This is a genomic window from Pseudoalteromonas sp. KS88 (genome assembly GCF_004766475.1).
Lineage (GTDB): Bacteria > Pseudomonadota > Gammaproteobacteria > Enterobacterales > Alteromonadaceae > Pseudoalteromonas.
Window position 1 is genome coordinate 70,703 of record NZ_PYHV01000009.1, and the last position, 20,760, is coordinate 91,462.

Annotated in this window: 18 protein-coding genes; 6 read left to right on the top strand and 12 right to left on the bottom strand. The window is 39.8% G+C overall.

Annotation, left to right across the window (positions count from 1 at the left end):
- Positions 1-43: 43 nt before the first annotated feature.
- Both C7Y70_RS06040 and C7Y70_RS06045 read right to left on the bottom strand, forming a co-directional pair.
- Positions 44-472 (bottom strand): GNAT family N-acetyltransferase, encoded by a 429-nt coding sequence (locus tag C7Y70_RS06040; protein WP_135473764.1) that lies wholly within the window; start codon positions 470-472, stop codon positions 44-46.
- Positions 473-474: 2 nt separating this feature from the next.
- Complete coding sequence (locus C7Y70_RS06045) at positions 475-678, bottom strand: DUF3283 family protein (RefSeq protein ID WP_099294615.1); 204 nt, start codon at positions 676-678, stop codon at positions 475-477.
- Positions 679-993: 315 nt separating this feature from the next.
- Between C7Y70_RS06045 and C7Y70_RS06050 the strand changes: the two genes are divergently transcribed.
- Complete coding sequence (locus C7Y70_RS06050; RefSeq protein ID WP_245321377.1) at positions 994-1,689, top strand: transporter substrate-binding domain-containing protein; 696 nt, start codon at positions 994-996, stop codon at positions 1,687-1,689.
- Here C7Y70_RS06050 and C7Y70_RS06055 read toward each other — a convergent pair.
- From C7Y70_RS06055 to zntR, 4 genes are all read right to left on the bottom strand, one after another.
- Positions 1,686-1,928 (bottom strand): DUF1289 domain-containing protein, encoded by a 243-nt coding sequence (locus tag C7Y70_RS06055; protein ID WP_099294617.1) that lies wholly within the window; start codon positions 1,926-1,928, stop codon positions 1,686-1,688. The genes C7Y70_RS06050 and C7Y70_RS06055 overlap by 4 nt on opposite strands.
- 96 nt (positions 1,929-2,024) lie before the next feature.
- Positions 2,025-3,158 carry a 1-acyl-sn-glycerol-3-phosphate acyltransferase gene (locus C7Y70_RS06060; protein ID WP_135473765.1) on the bottom strand — a complete coding sequence of 378 codons (1,134 nt, stop codon included), beginning with the start codon at positions 3,156-3,158 and terminating at the stop codon, positions 2,025-2,027.
- A 161-nt stretch (positions 3,159-3,319) separates the two neighbouring features.
- Positions 3,320-4,474 carry an SO_0444 family Cu/Zn efflux transporter gene (locus tag C7Y70_RS06065; protein ID WP_099294621.1) on the bottom strand — a complete coding sequence of 385 codons (1,155 nt, stop codon included), beginning with the start codon at positions 4,472-4,474 and terminating at the stop codon, positions 3,320-3,322.
- Positions 4,461-4,871, bottom strand: coding sequence for a Zn(2+)-responsive transcriptional regulator (zntR, locus tag C7Y70_RS06070; protein WP_180270389.1), 411 nt, complete (start codon positions 4,869-4,871; stop codon positions 4,461-4,463). Before zntR ends, C7Y70_RS06065 begins: the two co-directional genes overlap by 14 nt.
- A gap of 361 nt (positions 4,872-5,232) precedes the next feature.
- Here zntR and C7Y70_RS06075 point away from each other — a divergent pair, with 361 nt between their 5' ends.
- The gene (locus C7Y70_RS06075) at positions 5,233-6,177 is read left to right on the top strand and encodes a D-2-hydroxyacid dehydrogenase (RefSeq protein ID WP_099294625.1); all 945 of its coding nucleotides are present in this window, start codon (positions 5,233-5,235) and stop codon (positions 6,175-6,177) included.
- Positions 6,178-6,342: 165 nt separating this feature from the next.
- Positions 6,343-6,726, top strand: a complete 384-nt coding sequence (locus C7Y70_RS06080; RefSeq protein WP_099294627.1) for a DUF3192 domain-containing protein — start codon at positions 6,343-6,345, stop codon at positions 6,724-6,726.
- A gap of 12 nt (positions 6,727-6,738) precedes the next feature.
- On the opposite strand, the gene C7Y70_RS06085 is transcribed toward C7Y70_RS06080, so the two are convergent.
- The 3 genes from C7Y70_RS06085 to C7Y70_RS06095 all read right to left on the bottom strand — a co-directional run bounded on the left by C7Y70_RS06085 (position 6,739) and on the right by C7Y70_RS06095 (position 12,903).
- Entirely contained in the window at positions 6,739-7,674 is a 936-nt protein-coding gene (locus C7Y70_RS06085) for a diguanylate cyclase (protein ID WP_099294629.1), read from the bottom strand.
- 1 nt (position 7,675) lies between these two features.
- Positions 7,676-11,440 carry a response regulator gene (locus tag C7Y70_RS06090; protein WP_135473766.1) on the bottom strand — a complete coding sequence of 1,255 codons (3,765 nt, stop codon included), beginning with the start codon at positions 11,438-11,440 and terminating at the stop codon, positions 7,676-7,678.
- Positions 11,441-11,505: 65 nt separating this feature from the next.
- Entirely contained in the window at positions 11,506-12,903 is a 1,398-nt protein-coding gene (locus tag C7Y70_RS06095) for a PhoH family protein (protein WP_099294633.1), read from the bottom strand.
- Positions 12,904-13,199: 296 nt separating this feature from the next.
- Here C7Y70_RS06095 and rapA point away from each other — a divergent pair, with 296 nt between their 5' ends.
- From rapA to C7Y70_RS06110, 3 genes are all read left to right on the top strand, one after another.
- Positions 13,200-16,094: an RNA polymerase-associated protein RapA gene (gene rapA, locus C7Y70_RS06100; protein ID WP_135473767.1), complete on the top strand. Its 2,895-nt coding sequence runs from the start codon at positions 13,200-13,202 to the stop codon at positions 16,092-16,094.
- A gap of 415 nt (positions 16,095-16,509) precedes the next feature.
- On the top strand, positions 16,510-17,163 hold the full coding sequence (gene rluA / locus C7Y70_RS06105) for a bifunctional tRNA pseudouridine(32) synthase/23S rRNA pseudouridine(746) synthase RluA (protein WP_135473768.1): 654 nt from the start codon (positions 16,510-16,512) through the stop codon (positions 17,161-17,163).
- Positions 17,164-17,239: 76 nt separating this feature from the next.
- Positions 17,240-18,202, top strand: coding sequence for a DUF3530 family protein (locus tag C7Y70_RS06110; protein ID WP_135473769.1), 963 nt, complete (start codon positions 17,240-17,242; stop codon positions 18,200-18,202).
- On the opposite strand, the gene djlA is transcribed toward C7Y70_RS06110, so the two are convergent.
- From djlA to C7Y70_RS06125, 3 genes are read right to left on the bottom strand one after another with little or no spacing between them, the layout of a single operon-like run.
- On the bottom strand, positions 18,185-19,060 hold the full coding sequence (djlA, locus tag C7Y70_RS06115; RefSeq protein ID WP_135473770.1) for a co-chaperone DjlA: 876 nt from the start codon (positions 19,058-19,060) through the stop codon (positions 18,185-18,187). The genes C7Y70_RS06110 and djlA overlap by 18 nt on opposite strands.
- Positions 19,050-19,721, bottom strand: coding sequence for an N-acetylmuramate alpha-1-phosphate uridylyltransferase MurU (murU, locus tag C7Y70_RS06120; protein WP_135473771.1), 672 nt, complete (start codon positions 19,719-19,721; stop codon positions 19,050-19,052). The genes djlA and murU overlap by 11 nt, the downstream gene beginning before the upstream one ends.
- 1 nt (position 19,722) lies before the next feature.
- Entirely contained in the window at positions 19,723-20,727 is a 1,005-nt protein-coding gene (locus C7Y70_RS06125; RefSeq protein ID WP_135473772.1) for a phosphotransferase, read from the bottom strand.
- Positions 20,728-20,760 lie beyond the last annotated feature (33 nt).

The following is a 20,760-nucleotide window of genomic DNA, read 5'->3' on the forward strand; positions in this document are numbered from 1 at the left end:
CGAACACTGTAAAGAGACATACTTTTAACCAGTTACCCATTCACTAACTCACATATTCTAAATTTTCATCTATTGAGCACTGCAAAGGGACAATATTGCGTTGCTCATACGCCTTGAAAAGAACCTTTAATGACGCAGGTAATGTTAACACAAAGTTAAAGCCAATTGACTGATAGAAATGAATTAAATTTTCATAAGCAAATGTATACACAACACCTTGTTGTGCAAAGGTTGCCTGCTTTATTAACGCAGATGCGACACCTTGTTTACGCCAGTGTGGTGCAACCAATACAGTGGATAAAAATAAATAGCCGCCGCGATTTTGCATACGACATGCTGCTATAATGTCAAAACCATCATAAGCAACCCAAACCGCATCCTGCCTGTTTGCTCGCCCTCTTGCGTTATGTTGAGCATAAAATTTATTTACAAGAGGGGTTTTTATCGAAGTTAATCGCTCAAATCTTGGCATTGTTAGTTATGCATTAATGCTAAATATTGTTCGAACTTTTGTTTTAAAAATGCCTGCTCGGCATTAGGTCGACTGTTTATAGTTGAATAAACATTCTCACGAGTCTTCTTACCTCTTTTAATTTGGTACGCCCAAAAGGAGGCCTCATAATCGAGTTGAATTTGATACTTTTGTTCACGAGGTAAAGAACACAAATTATATGCCATGATTGTCCACTACATTAAAACCTTTATTGGCCTTAAGTATATACCCAAGCCACCCCAAGATACGAGCGTCGTTGGAATTAAAAGCGATTTAGACAAGGCATTGATTGTAACAATAGTGGTTCTATTGCTAAAATCAATAACGCAGTATAAATCACTTTTAAACCAACCCCCTGTGAAACGCTGGATTCTGCATCTTGAGGTGGTTTGGGTGTATCAAACTATAATAAATAAGTAGAAAGAGTCACTATCAACCTTGCACTTACGTTAATTTAAACGTAAATTAATGTCGATTTTTCGCCCCATATTGGAAACATATTGTTAAAGTTTTATATTACTGCAATAATTGCGTGCTGCATGCTTTTCACTGCAGTAAGTTCAGCAGCTGTTCGCGCATTACAATTTAATCGCCCAGCGGACACCCCTCAAGCACGCTATGTTATTGAATTAATGTCTATCGCTTATGGCAATCTCGGTTATGAACTTCAGATAATCGACTTTAACCATCAGAGCGCTTTAGCTGCTGCAAATAACGGAATTCTGGATGGACAGCTAGGCCGAATCAGCTCAATTTCTCATCAATATAAAAACTTAAATTTAGTTAATTTCCCGTTATTTGAATTCAATTTGATCCTGTTAAAAAATTGCGATGAATGCAGCTTTGAGCAACTAAAAAACATTGCAATACAAGCGGGTTATCCTGCAGCAAAAAGCTATTTAGATAACAACCCATATATTGGCGAAGTTATCAGAGTAAAAAGTGTCACTGCACAGCTTAATTTATTAGCTCAAAAGAAGGTTGAAGGTGTGCTGCTGTTGGATTTTCTTTTAAACAGTAAACACCCTAGATTTGACTTATCAAGGTTTTCAACCGAAGCATTAATGCCTATTTATAGTTTTCACTTTTTGCATAAGCAACATAAAAATCTAATCCCTTTACTAGAACAGCAACTAATATTGCTTGAACAAGATGGTACGGTCAGCCAGTTAAGAAAAAAGCACCTAAGCCACTAAAAATCAAACCCCTTTTGTTCAGATTTTGTCGTTTCAGTGCTAGCCCGTTGCTTTTGTAAATAACGTTTATAACGTTGCTGGCATAACTCTATCACTTTCTTTTTTTGTGTATTGGAGAATGAGTTCCAAGAAAAGCGCTCATCTCGGCTGCGATAACATCCCTTACAATATCCCCTGTTATTGACCTCACATATTCCTTTGCAAGGGCTGGGAATTTCAAATATTTCAATTTGTTGCATTCGCAATACACTATTAATTCAATACTAAGTTCAGTATAGCCCGTTTTTCAACCAAAAAAAAAGCCGCTTAAATGCGGCCTTTCTTAAGTAATTTATTTATTTGCAGAGCTCATCATTATTAATTTCAGTTTTTCGATGAAAAGGTTTTGCGTACATAGCTGATACAAGCGATCTTAGTTCTTCAGGAACACGCGCCAGACGTTGTTCAAACGCTTGCACATCTTGTTTATCTATCACGGCTTGCTTGCACCCACCAGCGATGTAATTGCCTGGGTGTAAAAAGAATGAATCGACAATTTGTTTATCGATAGTTTTAGCTAATTGCTCTGGCGAATCACACTCTTGTGTTACAGGTTGTCCAAAGGCTAAATGTACATGTCCTTTTGCAGTACTAAACCCTTCTACAATACTTGCAATATCTTCACCAGCCGATTTTACATACTTACCATGATGCTGTTTATGGTAGAGCTCTTTCGCTTTGGCGATTGCACAGGGCTCATATTGGTACGAAATAGATACAGGAACTATTTTTAACTCGCGTATATATTCTGCAAACTCTTTCTTTTGCTTTCGCCCTTGCAGCTGTAGCATTTTCAATAAAGCAGGATCTGTTTGATCAAACCCATCTTTTGCACGCCCTTCTTTTTGAGCAATCCAAATAGAGTGGCCTTCATTCAACGAGTCATAAATATAGGCTGAAAGCTGAGAGAGTGCCTTAAGCATTTCTTTGGGGGCTTTTGCAGAGCGTTTAACTATAAAGCTTTTATTGAGTCGCATTAGCTCTGTGATATAAGGTATTTGTAATAAATTATCACCGATAGCAATGCGAACCGTTTTCATGTTGTGACTAAAAAGCCCCCAATTCACTAACGCAGGATCGAGCACAATGTCTCGATGGTTCGATATAAACAGATAGGATTGATTAGGATCAAGTTGATCTAAACCTGAAAAAGTTACTTCAGACGTTGTGCGCTTTACCAACATTTCTAAGTAATAAGCAACTTCTTGCTGAACTTGCTCTACAGACCTTACATCTCCCCACTTTTTTTGTAATTGACGTTTTACTAAAAAGCGAGCAACTAATGGAATCGTAGATAAAAATCGCGGTAGGTTGTATTTAGCTAACACATCTAAAAATGCATTATCATTAATTAAGCGCTCTACTGAAGCAGCTACTTCATCGTCATTATAAGGTCTAATATCGGCGTACTTGTCCACTAATTCACTCATTACTGCATCATATAAAATTAAAAAAACTGCGCGTAAAAATACGCACAGTTTAAATCAGATCTGGATTATAACTCAGGCTAACGAAAATGCGAACCAACTCAATATGCCACACGAGAAGTTGCTCGATAAGTTATCCATAAAAGTATATTTAGAACAAATAATTAAGCAATCCTCTTACCAGTTGCTGTGAATCTGGATATCGTTGCTTTTACCATCAAACGTAACATTAACACCATTAAGATCAGGCCACAAACCAAGCTAAACCAATAAGGCAAAATTTCATGCTCATGTCCTAACATAGGGCTTACCACAAAACCATACTGTGCCACTAGGTAGTCGGTTAAGAAACCAAAAGCGATTGCAACACCGATTACCCCAATTAGATACGCAGCCACAGCTCGTTTACCAAGCTCACTTGCTACCACTCCCAAGGTCGCCACATTGGTTGCAGGTCCTGCTAACATAAAAACCAATACTGCACCTGGTGCAACCCCACTAAGCAATAAACCTGCTGCTATCGGCGTAGAAGCTGTTGCACAGATATACATAGGAATACTAATTAAGATCACGATGAGCATGGCTAAAAGCCCACTTCCCCATTGAGTTAAAAACGACTCGGGAACAAACGTTTGTACTAAAGCGGCAAAAAACAACCCAATCATTAACCATGTCATTGTGTCTGACAGTAGTTTATTACAACTAAACTTTATAGCTTGCTGAATTTTCTGCCATTGTGTTGTCTTGGTAACTTGTTTACTTGAACAACAACTAGACTGCTTAGGTTTCGCTGAAGGCGGTGGTGCTGATGAACAACAAGATGTACTTTCTGGTTTAGGTTTAGGCTTATTCTTGCTTGCACAGCAACTTGCTTGTGAATTTGGCTCTACACTGACGTTACCAACTGTATTATTACTTCTTGTAGCATCACGCCCAACTAAAACCCCCGCAACAATAGCACTCGTGATAGCCGCTATAGGCCGTATAATTGCCATAAATGGACCCAATAGCACATACGATACGGATACTGAGTCAACGCCAGTTTCAGGCGTAGACACTAAAAATGCAGTGGTCGCACTTTTTGACCCACCAGCTCGACGCAACCCAATAGCGGCAGGTATCACTCCACACGAACATAAAGGCATAGGCGCACCTATTAAGGCAGCTTTTACTGTGGTCCAAAAGCCTTCTTTACCAAGGTGTTTATTTAAAAAATTAGCCGGTAAGTAAACATTTAATACGCCAGCGATAAATAACCCCAACATGAGCCAAGGCGCTGACAAAAGAAATAGTTGCCAAAAATTATTAATTAAGTCCATCTAAATCCTCCAAAGTCGATAAGATTGAGCAATTATCTGCAGGCTCTTCTCCCCCGCAACACGTCTCAGCCAATATTGTCAACGATTGATGAAAACGATTAAGTTCCTCAATCCGTGCAGCAACTAAATCACGTTTTTGCACCGTTAACTCTTTCACTTCGCTACACGAATGTTGCTGCTTGTGAAACTTTATTTGCAATAACTCTTTTATTTCAGCCAAACTAAAGCCAACATTTTTAGCCCTTAATATAAATCTCATTTGCCTCAGCTGCGAATGAGAATAGACTCGATAGCCTGTACTGGTTCGCCTAGCAGGCATTAACAACTTATGTTTTTCATAGTACCTTAACGTATCTGTACTTATACCAAGCTGACTTGCAAATTCGCCTATTTTCATCATTGTCTCCACAAATAAGTAGTGGGCTGGCTAGATATATACCCAAACCACCTCAAGATGCGAGTTTCAGTTGGAATTAAAAGCGATTTAGGCAAGGCATTGATTGCAAGTAATAGTGGTTCTACTGGTAAAATCAATAACGCAGTATAAATCGCTTTTAAACCAACCCGCTGGGCGTTTCACAGGCGCTTACTCTCATCGTTATTACTTTTTAAAAGGGGTTGCCATTGTTGCAAAGTAACGCCTTGATATTAAGCCCCTGTGAAACGCTGAATTCTGCATCTTGAGGTGGATTGGGTATACTATAAACCTTAGAGTACACACTAAGGTCAAGCATTTAAATTGATTAAAAGGAAAATATATGAATATAACATTACTTGACTCAGCCACACTGGCACAAACTCCTCTAACGCCTTTTGAATCACTTGGGAATTTCACTCATCATCCTTTAACAACACCCGAGCAAGTTTTACAACACAGCGCTGGCGCAAATGTATTAATCACCAATAAAGTAAAATTGAATCGTGAATCAATGCGTATGTTGCCTGATCTAAAATTAATTTGCGTAGCAGCAACTGGCACTAATAATATAGATCTCATCGCAGCAAAAGAGCTAGGGATCGCTGTGACAAACGTGGCTGGTTATTCTACCCCCTCAGTCATACAACATACATTCACGCTCATCACCAACTTACTAGGACAAACACATCGCTATTCCGCTGACTGTAAACAAGGACTGTGGCAAAAAAGCCAAATGTTTTGCAGGCTTGATTACAACATCAATGAAATTGCAGGTAAAACGCTGGCAATCATTGGTCATGGTGCTTTAGGTGAAGGTGTTGCAAACGTTGCCAAAGCGTTTGGCGCCAATGTAATTGTGAGTGAACGTAAGAATCGCTCACCACGAGAAGGAAGAGTCGAATTTTACCAAGCAATCAAATCGGCTGACATTATTAGTATTCATTGCCCTTTGAATGATGACACTCTCAACCTAATTGGTACTGAAGAGCTAATGATGATGAAGCCTAATGCACTCTTAATAAATACAGCTCGAGGCGGTATTGTAAACGAGGCACAGCTTTGTGAGGCGCTTGATAACAATGTAATAGCAGGAGCTGGTTTTGATGTATTAACTAATGAGCCTGCACAGTCAACTAACCCATTAGCAAATTACAAAAAAGATAACCTGATTCTTACCCCGCACATTGCTTGGGCGAGCAAGGAGTCTATTATCCGCCTAGTGAATGAAATCTGTTTAAACATTAACGCATACCGCGAAGATAAACATAGAAACAGGCTAGTCTAATTGACCAAACTTTAGCTTTTTATACCAAAGTGAATAGTGTGAATACTCACCCATCATTCCTTTAAATTTTAAGATATTAATTTTAAAGGAATTTTAAAGTTGGCCGATTATTTGCTATAACTAATCAAATTAAAGAAAAACGTAGTTAAACTCAGGATTTTAAAAATGAAAAAGTTAATGTTAATTGCCGCTTTGAGCGCTCCATTTCTTACAGGTTGTGTTATCGCTGTATCAGACGGCGAAGCCGAAACCCACTGGGCTGGTGATTCATCGAGCAGCTGGGAAAAACACCATAAAAACAATCGTGAAACTATCGCTAACTTAGCACTCGATAGCAGCTACCAAATGGTGCTAAACCGCCTTAAAACACCGAACTTTACCGAGCTATTAAAAAAAGATGACGATGTGTACCAAGTGTTATTCTATGCTACACACAGTATTCATTCTGATGGAAAAATGACTAAAGATGAGTGCACCCCTTTGGTGTTTAAAAATGACAAACTAATCGGTGTAGGCGATACACTATATAAATCATTAAGTCATAACTAAGTTCACTCTCAATTAACGGACAAAACTGCGGGCGATGATTTTATCTCTCCCGCAATTTTTTGCTTCATACAAACCTGAATCGGCTTCCTCAAGAAGTTGTTTTTCAATATTTTTTACTAATAATGTGTCGGCTTGAGGATTTTCAATCTGTGTTGTTGCAACCCCTAAGCTTATAGTGACGTGATCAGCGTTAAGCGACTCGTTGTGAGCAATGTTAAGCAATTTAATAGCATCACGAAGTTTATTAGCAAATGCTAAAGCTTGTTCTTTATTAACACCAGGCAAAACAGCAGCAAATTCTTCTCCGCCGTAGCGTGCAACAAACTCCCCACCACGTTGGCACTGGTTGGCTAATGTTTGCGCCACTTTTTTAAGGCATTCATCACCAGCCCTATGTCCATAGTGGTCGTTATAACGTTTAAAGTGATCTATGTCGGCTATAATAACTGACAATGGTGTATGATTTCTGACACTGCGACGCCACTCACTGCTAAGTGTTTCGTCTAAAAACCGCCTATTTGGGATCTCCGTTAAGCCATCAATAGCAACCAGCATTTCTAACAAATCGTTTTTTTGCTTAATCAACAATTGGTTCTTTACTCTGGCTTTCACAACAACGGTACTAAAAGGTTTTGTTATGTAGTCCATCGCACCTAACTCAAACCCTTTTGCTTCATCATCATGACTGGTATTAGCAGAAATAAAAATAACAGGAATAGCTTGCGTGGCTTGATCTTCTTTTAATCGACCCAACACTTCATACCCATTTAAACCCGGCATGACAATATCAAGTATAATCAGATCAACAGTATTGGATTTTAAAAAGTTAAGCGCCTTTTCACCATTCTCTTGAGAAAATACGTCGTATTCATTGGCCAGCGTTCTTTCTAATATTAACCGATTAAGCGGAGCATCATCAACGATGAGTATTTTCGCTTTTTTCAACATGTTATATATTCCTTACTTGAATAAACGCATAGACCTGTTGTAGCTCTATTATAAGCTCATTATAAAGATTATAGTCAACTTCTGACGTTTTTCTCAGTGTGATTTCTAACCGCTGTGCCAATTTAGATAACCGAACAAAGCCTAAATTTCCAGTAACACCTTTAATATTATGTACAATTTTTTCTATGTCTGCCGGTGGCCTTTCACTGTCTAAGTTTGCTAAATGACTTTCACATAAATCAGCTAATTTATTCAACATAACTTGTAACAATTCGCTATCGCCAGCAAATTGAGATAGCGCAAAAGACACGTCAAAAAATGCTGGCTTGCCAATCTTTACAGCACTTATAGCCTCTAGTAACGTATTGGCAACTATAGGTTTGGTCAAATGCTTATTCATACCAGCCGCAATTGCTCGGGCTTCATCCTCCGCTTCACAATGAGCGGTTAACGCAAAAATAGGTAACTGCTGTGAGGTATAGTTTTGTCGTAAAATCTGTGTTGCTTGTAAACCATCTAACTCTGGCATTTGTACGTCCATTAGGATCAGATCTGGTTTTACTTTTGTAACCAGTTCAATCCCCTCTTTAGCACTAGTAGCAAGTAATACGTTAATTCCTGCTTGAGAAAGTATATTGCTAATAATATCGAGATTAAGCGGATTATCATCGACAGCGAGAACAAGTAGACCACTAAGCTCTATTTGCGAGGCGTGCTCAACTGATTTGCTTTTAGTTAAAACATGTTGAGAGGCCAATCGCTGGATAAAGGCTGAGCGCTTTATACTGATAATGCAAATTGACTCATCCTCTGCGGTGGTTATCTGCTGGTTGTTTTTTATTGAATAAATAAGGGTTTTCGATGTTTTTAATTGCACTTTAATGGATGGGATTGCTAATAAATGCGCTAAATCATAATCATTAATAATGATGTATTCGTAATCTAAAACTGCACTGCTCGCCTTAACTTGAGTTAACGTTTTGAACTGAATACCTGATGATAATAGTTTACAGGCTTGACTAAACTCATTGTTTTTTTCAGCATCAGCTATAACTAAAGCATTACACCAATCAATCTTACTTGCTTGGTTATTTTCAAGGCTATTAAAAGTAACGTTAAAAGAAAATTCACTGCCATTGTTTTTACTACTATTAACCACTATCTGAGCGCCCATGAGGGCAAGCTCATGTTTAACGATAGCCAGTCCCAGACCTACACCTTGGTGCTGGCGGGTTAACGATTCATCTCCCTGTGTAAACGCATCAAACAACCGCTTTTGATCCGCATCATCAATTCCAACGCCGGTATCTATTACGTTAAAAGCAAGAGTCTGTAAGCCTCCTTGCTCTTCAACTTTATCTATTTTTAACGTAATAGACCCTTGATGTGTAAATTTAGCTGCATTCGTTATTAAGTTACCAAGTACATGTTGTAAAAGAATATAATCCCCCACCAACTCGGTAGCAATTGCGGGGTCAACCTCTACATTAACTGCTATCGGTGTATTTTGGCATAAACCTAACAGCAGACTTTCACAACTATCCACTAATTCTACTAAGTTAAATGGTTTTAGCTGCAACTGTGCTTGATTACTTTCCACTCGGGCAAAGTCCAACATACGATTAAGCATAACCAATAAGTTCTGCGCTGCATCTTTAGCCTGATTCGCATGCTGCACCTGTTGTACAGATAAGCCTTGTTGCATCACCATATCAATTAAGCCCGTAACAGCATTTAATGGCGTGCGTATTTCATGGCTCAAATTTGCAATAAATCGACTTTTCGCTTGAGTCGCGCGCTCTGCATCCTGTTTAGCTTGTGTCAGTGCGCTAATATCTTGAATATGAATAGTATAATAGTAGGGTGCTAGCTGCGCATCCCACACTAACGAAATACTTAACTGCCACCACCTCTGCTTTGCTTCTTGTTCAAGAGTGAGGTGATAAACTTTCTGTTTTTCTGTCAGCAAGCGCGCTAGCGTTGCGTTTATTTGTTGCCACTGCGACTTGGCAAAGAGCGTACTAAAAAGTAGCTTAGAGTCATTTTTATCAATATTAAATAACTTTCTAGCGGCCCTATTTAACTGAAGAATTGTGTACTCTAAAGAAAGTAATACCACGCCATTAGCGGCGTATTCTATAGCACTTCTAAATTTTGACTCAGAGCTTTTTAAGGCGTTGAGCGCATATTCTTGCGCAGTAATATCTCGACCAATTGCCATCGAACCTAATAATTGATTTTGCTCATTATAAAAAGGCGATATGGTCAGTTGATAAACATGACTATCGTTTTCAACACGCTGCTCTGCACGACTTTTATTATTAAGGACCTCTTGCTCTAATTCGCTAATTTTTCCACTGTCATCGCTAATATCACAAAGTTGTAGGCCAACCAATTGCCCTTGTTCAACACCAATGTATTTTTCGTACGCGCGATTACAACCCAAAAATGAGCCATCAATATTCTTAAAGTAAATTAGATCTGGCACACTGTTTAACATGGTGTTTAATAAAGCAAGGTGACGCTCTTTTGCTTCATAACTTCTTGCAAGTTCTCGCGTTTTTATTTTTACTTGCGAATCTAACTCGGTATTTGCTTGCTGCAATGAATCTACCAACTGCACGTTCTTATTGAATACTTTTTTTATCCTGCTAAACCAAGGCTGCCAATTTTTAGGTATTTGATAATGTGACGGCTCAGAGCTTTGCGTTTCATTGTGCTCAAGATACGCCATCAAATGGGTAATGGGTTTAACAAATATACGTTGACTTAACCAAAAAACAGCACTGAACATAGACACTAAAAATAAACTAAGAAAAACAAATTCAATCAATACTTCATATCGAATAGGCGCTGTTAATTGATCATTTGATTCATAAAAGCCTAAAGTGACTGGTTGCGTATGTGGTTGTTGAAAAAGAAGTAATTGACTGTCATTACTTTGCTCTTGTAAAGCGCTACCGGTCAATAAAACCTCAGACCAATAACGTTCAAGAAGTTGTGTTGATTGTATTGTCTGTGTAGAACTGGCAATAACGTGGCGTGACTCTGTGAGAAAAATATACTCCCCTCTATCCGAAGAGATTTTATCTAACCAAGCAGATACCGCCTGCAAATCATAAATTAAAATAACATAATCATTGCTATTCGAGCTTCGTCGCTGCCCCAAAGCAAAGTATGCTTTATCATCTAGTTGAATAATTTTGCTGGATGCGAGCATATTATCTCTAAACTGAGGTCTAAATTGGTTATCCAGTATCTGTGTAAGGAAAAAACTCCCGTTATCGTTACGTCGCTTCACATAAGCAAAACCTTGCTCATTAACATATGCGACCGCCGATAACGACTGAATAAGTGACAAAGTGGTATTAAATGCAGGCCCAAGTGCAGTAACTTGTTGCCACTGGGCTATAGCGCGTGGACTTGATGAAAAACGTCCTTGTCCAACAATTTCTCCACCTTGTTCGGGTATTTTGCGGTAGTAGTAGTCATTAAATTGATTAACATCATTTAGCCATTGACGATCAAACCGATAAAAAAGCGGTTGCTCGTATTGTGCTAACAAGGTGGACACCAAATTTGCGGCTGCATCCATTCGATACGCCAATTGAGCGGATAAATTATTAAATTCAGCTTGGCGCTGTGCGATTGCTCGGTCAAATTTGATGTTATAAAGGTGCAGGCAAAGAAGAAAGGCAACAAGTAAAGGTACAACCAAAGCAACGGCAAGTGAGCGGTAATAATGTTTTAAGGGTAAAAAGTCCAACCTAAAATCCGTTGTATGGCCCAATAGTCTTTTCTAGACTATCGAGCCAAGCACTCGGACGCAAGTTATAAATTCTCTTCTGCAAATGATGCAAGACGACTGCGCACGACCCCATTTAAGTTCACCGTTGCACTGCCTTCAAAGTCTTTAAAACGCTCCACAATATAGGTTAAACCCGATGTTACAGGGGTTAAATAATTGCTGTCTATTTGCGCAAGGTTACCTGAACAAATAAGCTTGGTACCTTCACCACAGCGAGTAATGATGGTTTTGAGCTGTGATGCTGTTAAGTTTTGGCTTTCATCAAGGATCACCACTGCGTTTTGAATGCTTCGCCCACGCATGAAGTTGACTGATTTAAACTGCACATTTGCTTTTTCCATAATGTAATTACGACTTGATACTGGGTTTTCGTCCCCTTTATGTAACACCTCTAAAGTATCTGTTATTGCAGCAAGCCACGGCGCCATTTTTTCTTCTTCGGTGCCTGGTAAAAAGCCTATAGATTCTGCTATCTCAGGCGTATTACGAGTCACAATAACTTTATCGTAAATGCCTTTTTCGATAATCATCTCAAGGGCACTGGCAAGCGCGAGTAAGGTTTTACCACACCCCGCAGGACCGGTTAATATAACGAGTTCAATATTGGGATCTAATAATGCATCCAACGCCATGCCTTGGTATATATTTTTAGGCTTAACCCCCCAGGCTGATTGATGCATTAAACGCTCGACTCCCATGTCTTTGAGCATGATATTGTCATCATCATAAGATTTAACACGCGCAGCAAAATGACCACTGTCATCCAGCAAGTATTCATTACAAAATACGTCAGGTATTAAGCTTTTAGCGACTTTATGAAACGTATCTCGACCTTGTTGCTGTGTTTCACATTCACCCACATGTTGCCAAAAATCGCCTTCAACTTTTTTATAGCCAGTGCTTAATAACTCTATATCATCAATAAGTTGATCAGTTCGGTAATCTTCAACAAACTTTAGACCCGCGCCTTTTGCTTTTAAGCGCATATTTATGTCTTTGGTCACAAGCACAACTTTGGCATCACTGTGCTGTTTTTGTAGGTGAACGGCACAATTAATTATGCGGTGGTCGTTTTCGTTGCCGGGTAATCCTGAGATTGAATCCGCAAAGAGGTGATCATTAACAATAATCAAGGTACCAGAGGAAGACACCTTAGCTTTTTTGTTCGTTGGCAGTGCAACCCCTTTTAGCATTTGCTCTGGTGTTGCATCTCTTAACACGTCATCGAGTCCGCGAATCGCAACCCGCGCATCACGGCTAACATCATGCTTGCGATCTTTGATGTGATCTAGTTCTTCCAATACCGTCATAGGAATAACAACATCATGCTCTTGAAAAGATAAATAGGCGAGAGGTTCGTGAAGTAGTACGTTGGTATCTAGCACATACATTTTACTATCAAGGTTCGAAGCTTTTTCCATAGCACTTTCCTTACGTTTTATGATTTTTATGCTATACCCAACTAATCAGGTTTAACGGGCTGACTCTTCGCCCTGTAAAACTTAATTGCTAAGGTATATTCTAAGTTTAGCTTAGATGTCATAAAAGTCTGTTTTATGACAAACCTTTTTTTGTTTTGAATTAGTCTTCTCAGTAATCACTGATACAAGAATAATTCACAGTTATAAAATTAATTAAAAGTGAGCTAGTTAGCGCCTTGCAGTGGTGTTAGGTAACAGGTAACATAGCCGCCTTTTTCTTCATAGACGAGACATACATGAATTTTTCCTTAGGTCAGCGTTGGATCAGTGATACAGAGTCAGATTTAGGATTAGGCACAGTCGTTGCCCTTGAAGGCCGTCAGGTCAGCATATTATTTCCCGCCAGTGGCGAAAACCGCGTTTATTCGATGACAGAAGCGCCGGTTACTCGCGTGGCATTTAATCCTGGCGATGTAATCAAAAGCGTTGAAGAATGGGAACTTGAAGTCGAATCTATTGAAGTTCAAGGTGAACTACTGTGTTATCACGGCACCCGAGTTGATAACGGTGAACAAGCACAATTAAAAGAAACCTTTCTTGATCACTTTATCAAGTTTAATAAACCACAAGACCGCCTTTTTGCCGGTCAAGTAGACCGTTTTGATCGTTACACATTACGTTACCAAACGTGGCAACATCAGTTTGAACGCCAGCAATCGCCTATTAAAGGTTTAATTGGTCAACGTGCAAGCCTTATTCCTCATCAGTTATACATTGCTCAAGAAGTGGGTAAACGCTTTGCCCCTCGCGTATTACTTTCTGATGAAGTCGGCCTAGGTAAAACCATTGAAGCAGGTATGATATTACACCAGCAAATTATCAGTGGCCGCGCTAGCCGTGTTTTAATTGTGGTGCCTGAAAACTTGCAGCATCAATGGCTTGTTGAAATGCTACGCCGTTTTAACTTACATTTTTCTATTTTTGATGAAGAACGTTGTGATGAAGCCTTTGCCGACTCGCCAAATGTATTTGAAACAGAACAGTTAGTACTTACTAGCCTTGAATTCATCACCAAGAAAAAGCGCTGGTTTGAGCAAGCAACATTAGCTGATTGGGATCTACTGATTGTTGATGAAGCTCACCATTTAAGTATTAACAATGGCAAACCAAGTACTGAATACCAACGCATGGCTGAACTAAGCCAAGATATTCCAGGGCTGATTTTATTAACCGCTACACCAGATCAACTGGGGCATCGTAGCCACTTTGCTCGCTTACAATTACTCGACCCAGACCGTTTTTATGATTACGATGCATTTGTTGAAGAAGAAAGTAATTATAAGCATGTTGCAGAGGCCGCTAACCAGTTGCTGCAACACCAAGCACTTGACGATAGCGCCAAAGCAACCCTTATTGAATTGCTAAAAGAAACCGATATCACCTCGGTGTTAGAGCAAGCTCAAAGTGGTGATGACGCAGCCCGCAAAGAAATTTTATCTATGCTACTGGATCGCCATGGCACAGGCCGTATTTTATTTAGAAACAGCCGCAGCGGTATTGATGGTTACCCTAGCCGAAAATTACACGCCTACCCGATGACAATGCCTAAGCAGTACAAAACGGCTATCTCAGTACTGGGTAATATGAGCGGTATTCAAAGTGCTGAATTAAGTGCACAACGCGCTTTATTCCCTGAGAAAATATTCCAAGAGTTCGAAGGCGAAAGTGCTAGCTGGGGTGCATTTGACCCGCGTGTAGATTGGTTAATTGACACACTTAAAACACTTAAGCACGAAAAAGTACTACTCATTTGTGCAAAAGCAGAAACCGCGATTAGCCTTGAACAAATCCTGCGTGAGCGTGAAGCGATTAAAGCCTCGGTATTCCACGAAGGTATGTCGATTATAGAACGTGACCGCGCAGCGGCATTCTTTGCCGATGAGTACGATAACGCTCAAATTCTACTTTGCTCTGAAATTGGTTCAGAAGGACGTAACTTCCAGTTTGCACATCATTTAGTGTTATTTGATTTACCACTTAACCCTGATTTATTAGAGCAGCGTATCGGTCGTTTAGATCGTATTGGTCAAACGCAAGATGTGAACATTCATGTGCCATACTTTGAAAACACAGCACAAGAAGTATTGCTTCGTTGGTACAACGAAGGCCTAGACGCATTTGAAACAACCTCGACCACAGGGCAATTGCTGTATAAAGAATTTAGCGAAGACTTGCTTGAATTTATTGCCGCCCATAACTGCGATGAAGACGAGTTAGACCCACTTCTTGAGCAAGTGGCCAGCCAAAATACGACGTTGCGTAAGCAAATGGAAAGCGGTCGTGACCGTTTATTAGAGCTTCATTCATCAGGTCAAGGCGCAGCGGATTCATTAGTCACTGATATTGAAAAGCTTGATAATCAGTTTGAATTACCAAGTTACATGATCAACGTATTCGATACGTTCGGCGTAAGCCAAGAAGATAAAGGCGAAAACACCATTATTTTGAAGCCTACGGAGCACATGCTAAACCCATCGTTCCCAAGCTTAAAAGATGATGGCATCACCGTTACTTTTGACCGTGACACCGCACTTTCACAAGAAGACGTGCACTTTATCAGCTGGGATCATCCAATGGTTCAAGGCACGCTCGACATGATTTGCGATGATGACTTTGGTACCGCCTCTGTGGCACTGTTGAAAAACAAAAAACTACCTGCAGGTACTTTCTTTGTTGAGCTTATTTTTGTGGGTGAAGCCATGGCGCCTAAATCTTTACAGATTGGCCGCTTCTTACCTCCTACACCGATCCGCATCTTGCTTGATAAAGCGAGTAATAACTTAGGTGATAATGTTGGTTTTGATGGCTTTAATCAGCAACTTTCAGCGGTGGGTCGTCAAACAGCCAGCAAACTCGCGGGTGCACTGCAAAGCGCAATTCACCCAATGATTAAGTCAGCTCAAGAAATGGCGCAAGCTAAATTAGAAGTTATTCGCACCGAAGCCCTTGAGCAAATGCAACAATCATTAGCACAAGAGCAAGCCCGCTTAGCAGCCCTGAAGCAAATCAACCCAAATATTCGTGAAGAAGAACTGACCTTTTACGATAAGCAACGCAGTGAATTAACCACGCATATTGAAAAAGCCCAGCTAAAACTCGATGCGATTCGCTTGATTGTGGTATCACACTAGGGGTGTAGCCGTTAGTTAGATATTATTAAACCACTTCAAAAAGCGCGGTATAACACCGCGCTTTTTATCCTATAAATAGCCAAACAACGATTGCCCCAATTAGCAGTGTCAATATCATAAATATTCGCCTTAACCTTCTATTTTGTTTATAAATTTGTCTTTTATAATTTTTTCTTAAAAACACAGATTCTAAGTTAGAGACGTCTTTGCAGTGATGGCAATAGGATTGGCGAACATTCACCTCTAAACCGCAACGTGGGCACGGCTCACTCTGTATTGGCTGTAACATCAAAATCCTTAATATTTCTTTATTATCGCTCAACATAAAATACAGCAAATAAGGAATGAAGTTTGGTGATTGTGTAATGCCAGTGACTTCTTTAAAATAACCCCTTACCAATTGCTGAGGCTAACCGTGTTAATTAATTACAATCCCCCGCTCGATCCGTATTTGACTATTTTATATCAAGATGACGATTTACTGATTGTAAATAAGCCCAGTGAATTATTAACCGTTCCCGGCAAAGATCCAAAACACGCAGATTGTTTAATATCTCGTGTGAACCGCGTATTTCCTACGGCTAAAATTGTCCATCGATTAGACATGGCAACCTCAGGGATACTTTGCTTAGCCATGAATAAAGCTGCACACCGTCATTTGAGTATGCAGTTTCAAGAGCGTCAAACCGCAAAGCGCTATATTGCACGGGTTTTTGGTAAAGTAGCGCAAACAACAGGCTCTGTTGATTTACCGCTTATTTGTGATTGGCCTAATCGCCCAAAACAAATGGTTGATCACGAAAACGGCAAACCTTCTCTAACTCATTTCAACGTACTTGAATATGAAGAGTTCGCTACACGAGTTGAACTTACCCCCATTACTGGGCGCTCTCATCAGCTAAGAGTCCATATGTTGTCATTAGACCACCCTATTTTAGGTGATCGCCTTTATGCTCATCCTGATGCATTAGTAGCAGCTCCGCGGTTGCAGTTACATGCACAAATGTTGCAGCTTACTCACCCTATTACTGAACAGCTAATGACCTTTGAAGCACAGCCAGACTTTTAGACGACTTAAAATCCGTTAAACTTTTGCGCCTTATTGCCGATATGTATTTATCTGTTTTAATAGGCCATGATGATATATGTGTTCAGCAACTTCTCTTTTGCAATTTCTTCGTGCGGGTGTAATTACTTGCGCGGTAAGCATTTGCATTATAAGTCACTCTATCAGTGCAGCAGAACACATTGCCCCCACTTCTTGGTCAAGTATTGTTAGTAGTGACTTATCGCGGTTAATGCCCAAAAGCGAGGTGAGGCCATTAAAAGCCGGTGAGACTGAATTTATTAGTTTGCACCGTGAGTACATGAGCGCTGAGCAACGTGCGGTGGTTTTAATTATTCCTGATTGGCAAAATTTACCCACCAACAACGCGGGTATAAACTTTTTACGTACTCACCTAAATGACTTAGGTTATACAACACTAGCAATGACAGTGCCCGATATTGATTGGCAAGCAAGTAAAAAAGCCAGCCAAACTGAGAGTACTGACACTGCAACAGCAGATAGCCAACAAAACGAAAATACGAATGAAACAAATTCACCAGCTGACCAAGCTAGTGAAAGCGCAGAAGACACAGTAAAACATGTTGATGCGATTGAGTATGTCAGTGATGATGTGATTGATGACTATAAAGAAAACTTAATTGCTCGTTTTGAAGTGCTTTATCAAACAGCGCTTAATGATGGAAGTAAAATTGTTCTGATTGCTCAAGGTGCCAGTGCTGGAGTGCTGTTAGAGCACTATGCCAGCTTCCCTAATGATGATTTAGAGGCATTTATCAGCTTAAGTAGCTACTTGCCAAATAATGAGCGTAACCAACAGTTAAATACCCTTGTATCAACTATCAGCCCACCTCTTTTAGATGTTTTTTATAGCAATGATAATCCTGATTTATTGATGAGCATAACTGACAGAAAGCGCTGGGTTAAGCGCCACAGCAAGTATGACTATCGTCAGAGGGAGTTATTTGGTCTTAGTTCAGAACCTGAACAACACGCGCGTTTGACTAAGGAAATAGACGGCTTTTTACGCCGCCTTTTTTAAAAACTCGTAAGCAGATTGAATATCTTGGCTTTTTTTAACTGCTAACTCCATCATGTGCTTAGGTAAACCTTGCGACACTAGTTTATCAGGGTGATGCTGAGCCATCAGTTTTCTGTATGCCACTTTTATATCGCGTGCACTAGCTTCATTATTCAGCCCTAATAATGCCAATGCCTGTGTGCGATTCATACCATTGTTGTTCGGTGGTACATGGTGACCTGAGCCTTCACGGTAACTGCTACTATGGCCTTGCTGGCGTTGCTGTTGTTGATTAAAGCGTTGTTGTTGCTGGCGAAAATTGAACTCAGCCTGATAGCGTTTTAATACAAAAGAAAAATGCGTTTTTGATATACCTAGTTGCTTACTCACCAATTGTAGCAGCTCTTTTTCTTGAGCCGCTAGCACGCCATCAGAAAAGGCCATCTGAATCTGAATTTCTAAAAATAACTGGATTAAATCATGACGACGAGCAAACCGCTCTTTAAAATCGTACACCGTTTCTTTTAGAGAAAAATCGGCTTCTTTACCTGCTTTAAAAGCATCTTGGGCTTCTTTACGGTTTTCACCCGTTAACCCCATCTCATCCATAAACAAACTAGCAGCGCGTATATGAGTTTCACTCACACGGCCATTTGATTTTGCAATATGCCCCATTACCGCAAAACAGCTGGTAAAAAATAATGCTTGGCGCTGATCAATATCATCATCACCATTAAATAAACTTGAAAAGCCACCTGCTTTGTCAAAGTTTTGCTTCAAGCTTTTATCAAACATATGGCCTAAATACAGGCCAATGAACAAGCCAATAATGCGCCCAAACATAAAACCAAAACAGGCACCTAAGATTTTACCCCACATGCGGTACTCCTTTTAGCGTTTCATTTAATTGTGATAGTCGTTCAGGCGTACCGATATCGTTCCACGTCCCTATATAAAGCTCTGTTGACACATCAGCCGTTGCTAAGCGCTCGCGTAATAAAGGCCCCAGCGGTAATACGCCATCCGGTATGCCTTGGAAAAAAGATGCTTTAAACCGACTAATACCAGAAAACGTATATTTTTGACTTTGTGGCCCAAGGTGACGCAACGTGAAGTCACCATTTGGGTTATGTGCTGGATTTTCAACAAGCACGATATGGCCTTCGCCATTATCTAAATGTAGTGATTTTAATGCACTCACATCATAATCGGTAAATACATCACCATTAATAACAATAAAGTCATCACCTAAAAGTGGTAACGCACGAATAATACCACCGGCAGTTTCAAGGCCTTGTTCGGGCTCTTGACTATAATGAATTTGAACACCCAATGCTTGGCCATCTGCAAAGTACTCTTTGATCTTATTACCTTGCCATGCAAGGTTAATAACTATTTCTGTAATACCCGCTGTTTTTAAGCGTTCAATGTGATGTTCAATTAACGGTTTATCCATTACTTTTAACATAGGTTTAGGCATTGACGCGGTCAATGGCATCATTCGTTGCCCACGACCTGCGGCTAATATTAGTGCTTTCATATTAATCACCTAGATGTTCGTTTATAGCATGTGTCATAGCTGGTATGACATCAAACTCAACCCAATGACCTAATTCATTTAGCTCGTTATATTTTTTAGCTATTTCTACAACATAATTGAGAGTTGGTAAGATATTTTTTACGTATCCAGACTTTCCATCTCGCAGATTAAGACGGCAAAATATTCCCGCGGCCTTAAGGTGGCGCTGAATACCAGTTAAGTCAAACCAGCGAGTAAATTGAGCATAATCATGTGTTTCGATTAACCCTTGTTTAGAAAATTCAGTAAAAGCGTAGTTTAGTAAACTGTCTAACTCATCTTCTGGTAACTTAAAGTAGCAATCACGCAATAATGACACTAGGTCATAACATACCGGTCCTGTGACAGCATCTTGGTAATCAATAATCGCCCATTGGTTATCACTGCGCATAATATTCCTGCTGTGAAAATCACGATGCACTGTCACTTTGGGCTGCATCAAAAAACTATCAACAAGCACAGCGCAGCTGGTTTGCCACAGTGTTTTTACCCGTTCATCGAGTGGCTGCTGTAAAACCCCTTCAACTAACCACTCGATAAATATATTTAGTTCAAATTGGATAAATTCAGCATCATAGTCTTTCATGTGTTCGGTAGCAGGCACTTTTGCCCACTCTGAACTTAAGCTAATCAGTTGCTGGTAATACGCTTTTCGCTCAGTGTCTTGGAGTAAATCTGCTAGGTGTATATTGCCCAAATCATTTAAGATAAAAAAACCTTGCTGAGCATCTAAATTTATTATTTTGGGAAGTATAAAACCATGTTTTGAAAACGCGTGATTTAGTTCAACATACGGTGTGTTGTTAACGACTTGAGGATCCGAGTCCATTACTATGTAGTTTTTAGCTTCGCAACTTACACGATAATAACGGCGAAAACTCGCATCTCCTGTAATCAACGAAAGCGTGTAAGGTTCATTATTGAAGTGCAAGTTTAGAAATTGTTGTAAACATTTATAACGATTCATTGGACACGATATCTATTTTTCACTAAGTCAAAT

Coding starts and splice junctions, on each gene's coding strand:
- C7Y70_RS06085 (WP_099294629.1), bottom strand. CDS start 7,674: ATGTTGAAAAAAGCGAAAATACTCATCGTTGATGATGCTCCGCTTAAT.
- C7Y70_RS06040 (WP_135473764.1), bottom strand. CDS start 472: ATGCCAAGATTTGAGCGATTAACTTCGATAAAAACCCCTCTTGTAAAT.
- C7Y70_RS06095 (WP_099294633.1), bottom strand. CDS start 12,903: ATGGAAAAAGCTTCGAACCTTGATAGTAAAATGTATGTGCTAGATACC.
- djlA (WP_135473770.1), bottom strand. CDS start 19,060: ATGTGGGGTAAAATCTTAGGTGCCTGTTTTGGTTTTATGTTTGGGCGC.
- C7Y70_RS06065 (WP_099294621.1), bottom strand. CDS start 4,474: ATGGACTTAATTAATAATTTTTGGCAACTATTTCTTTTGTCAGCGCCT.
- zntR (WP_180270389.1), bottom strand. CDS start 4,871: ATGAAAATAGGCGAATTTGCAAGTCAGCTTGGTATAAGTACAGATACG.
- C7Y70_RS06055 (WP_099294617.1), bottom strand. CDS start 1,928: ATGCAACAAATTGAAATATTTGAAATTCCCAGCCCTTGCAAAGGAATA.
- C7Y70_RS06110 (WP_135473769.1), top strand. CDS start 17,240: ATGTGTTCAGCAACTTCTCTTTTGCAATTTCTTCGTGCGGGTGTAATT.
- C7Y70_RS06060 (WP_135473765.1), bottom strand. CDS start 3,158: ATGAGTGAATTAGTGGACAAGTACGCCGATATTAGACCTTATAATGAC.
- murU (WP_135473771.1), bottom strand. CDS start 19,721: ATGAAAGCACTAATATTAGCCGCAGGTCGTGGGCAACGAATGATGCCA.
- C7Y70_RS06125 (WP_135473772.1), bottom strand. CDS start 20,727: ATGAATCGTTATAAATGTTTACAACAATTTCTAAACTTGCACTTCAAT.
- C7Y70_RS06075 (WP_099294625.1), top strand. CDS start 5,233: ATGAATATAACATTACTTGACTCAGCCACACTGGCACAAACTCCTCTA.
- C7Y70_RS06080 (WP_099294627.1), top strand. CDS start 6,343: ATGAAAAAGTTAATGTTAATTGCCGCTTTGAGCGCTCCATTTCTTACA.
- rapA (WP_135473767.1), top strand. CDS start 13,200: ATGAATTTTTCCTTAGGTCAGCGTTGGATCAGTGATACAGAGTCAGAT.
- C7Y70_RS06045 (WP_099294615.1), bottom strand. CDS start 678: ATGGCATATAATTTGTGTTCTTTACCTCGTGAACAAAAGTATCAAATT.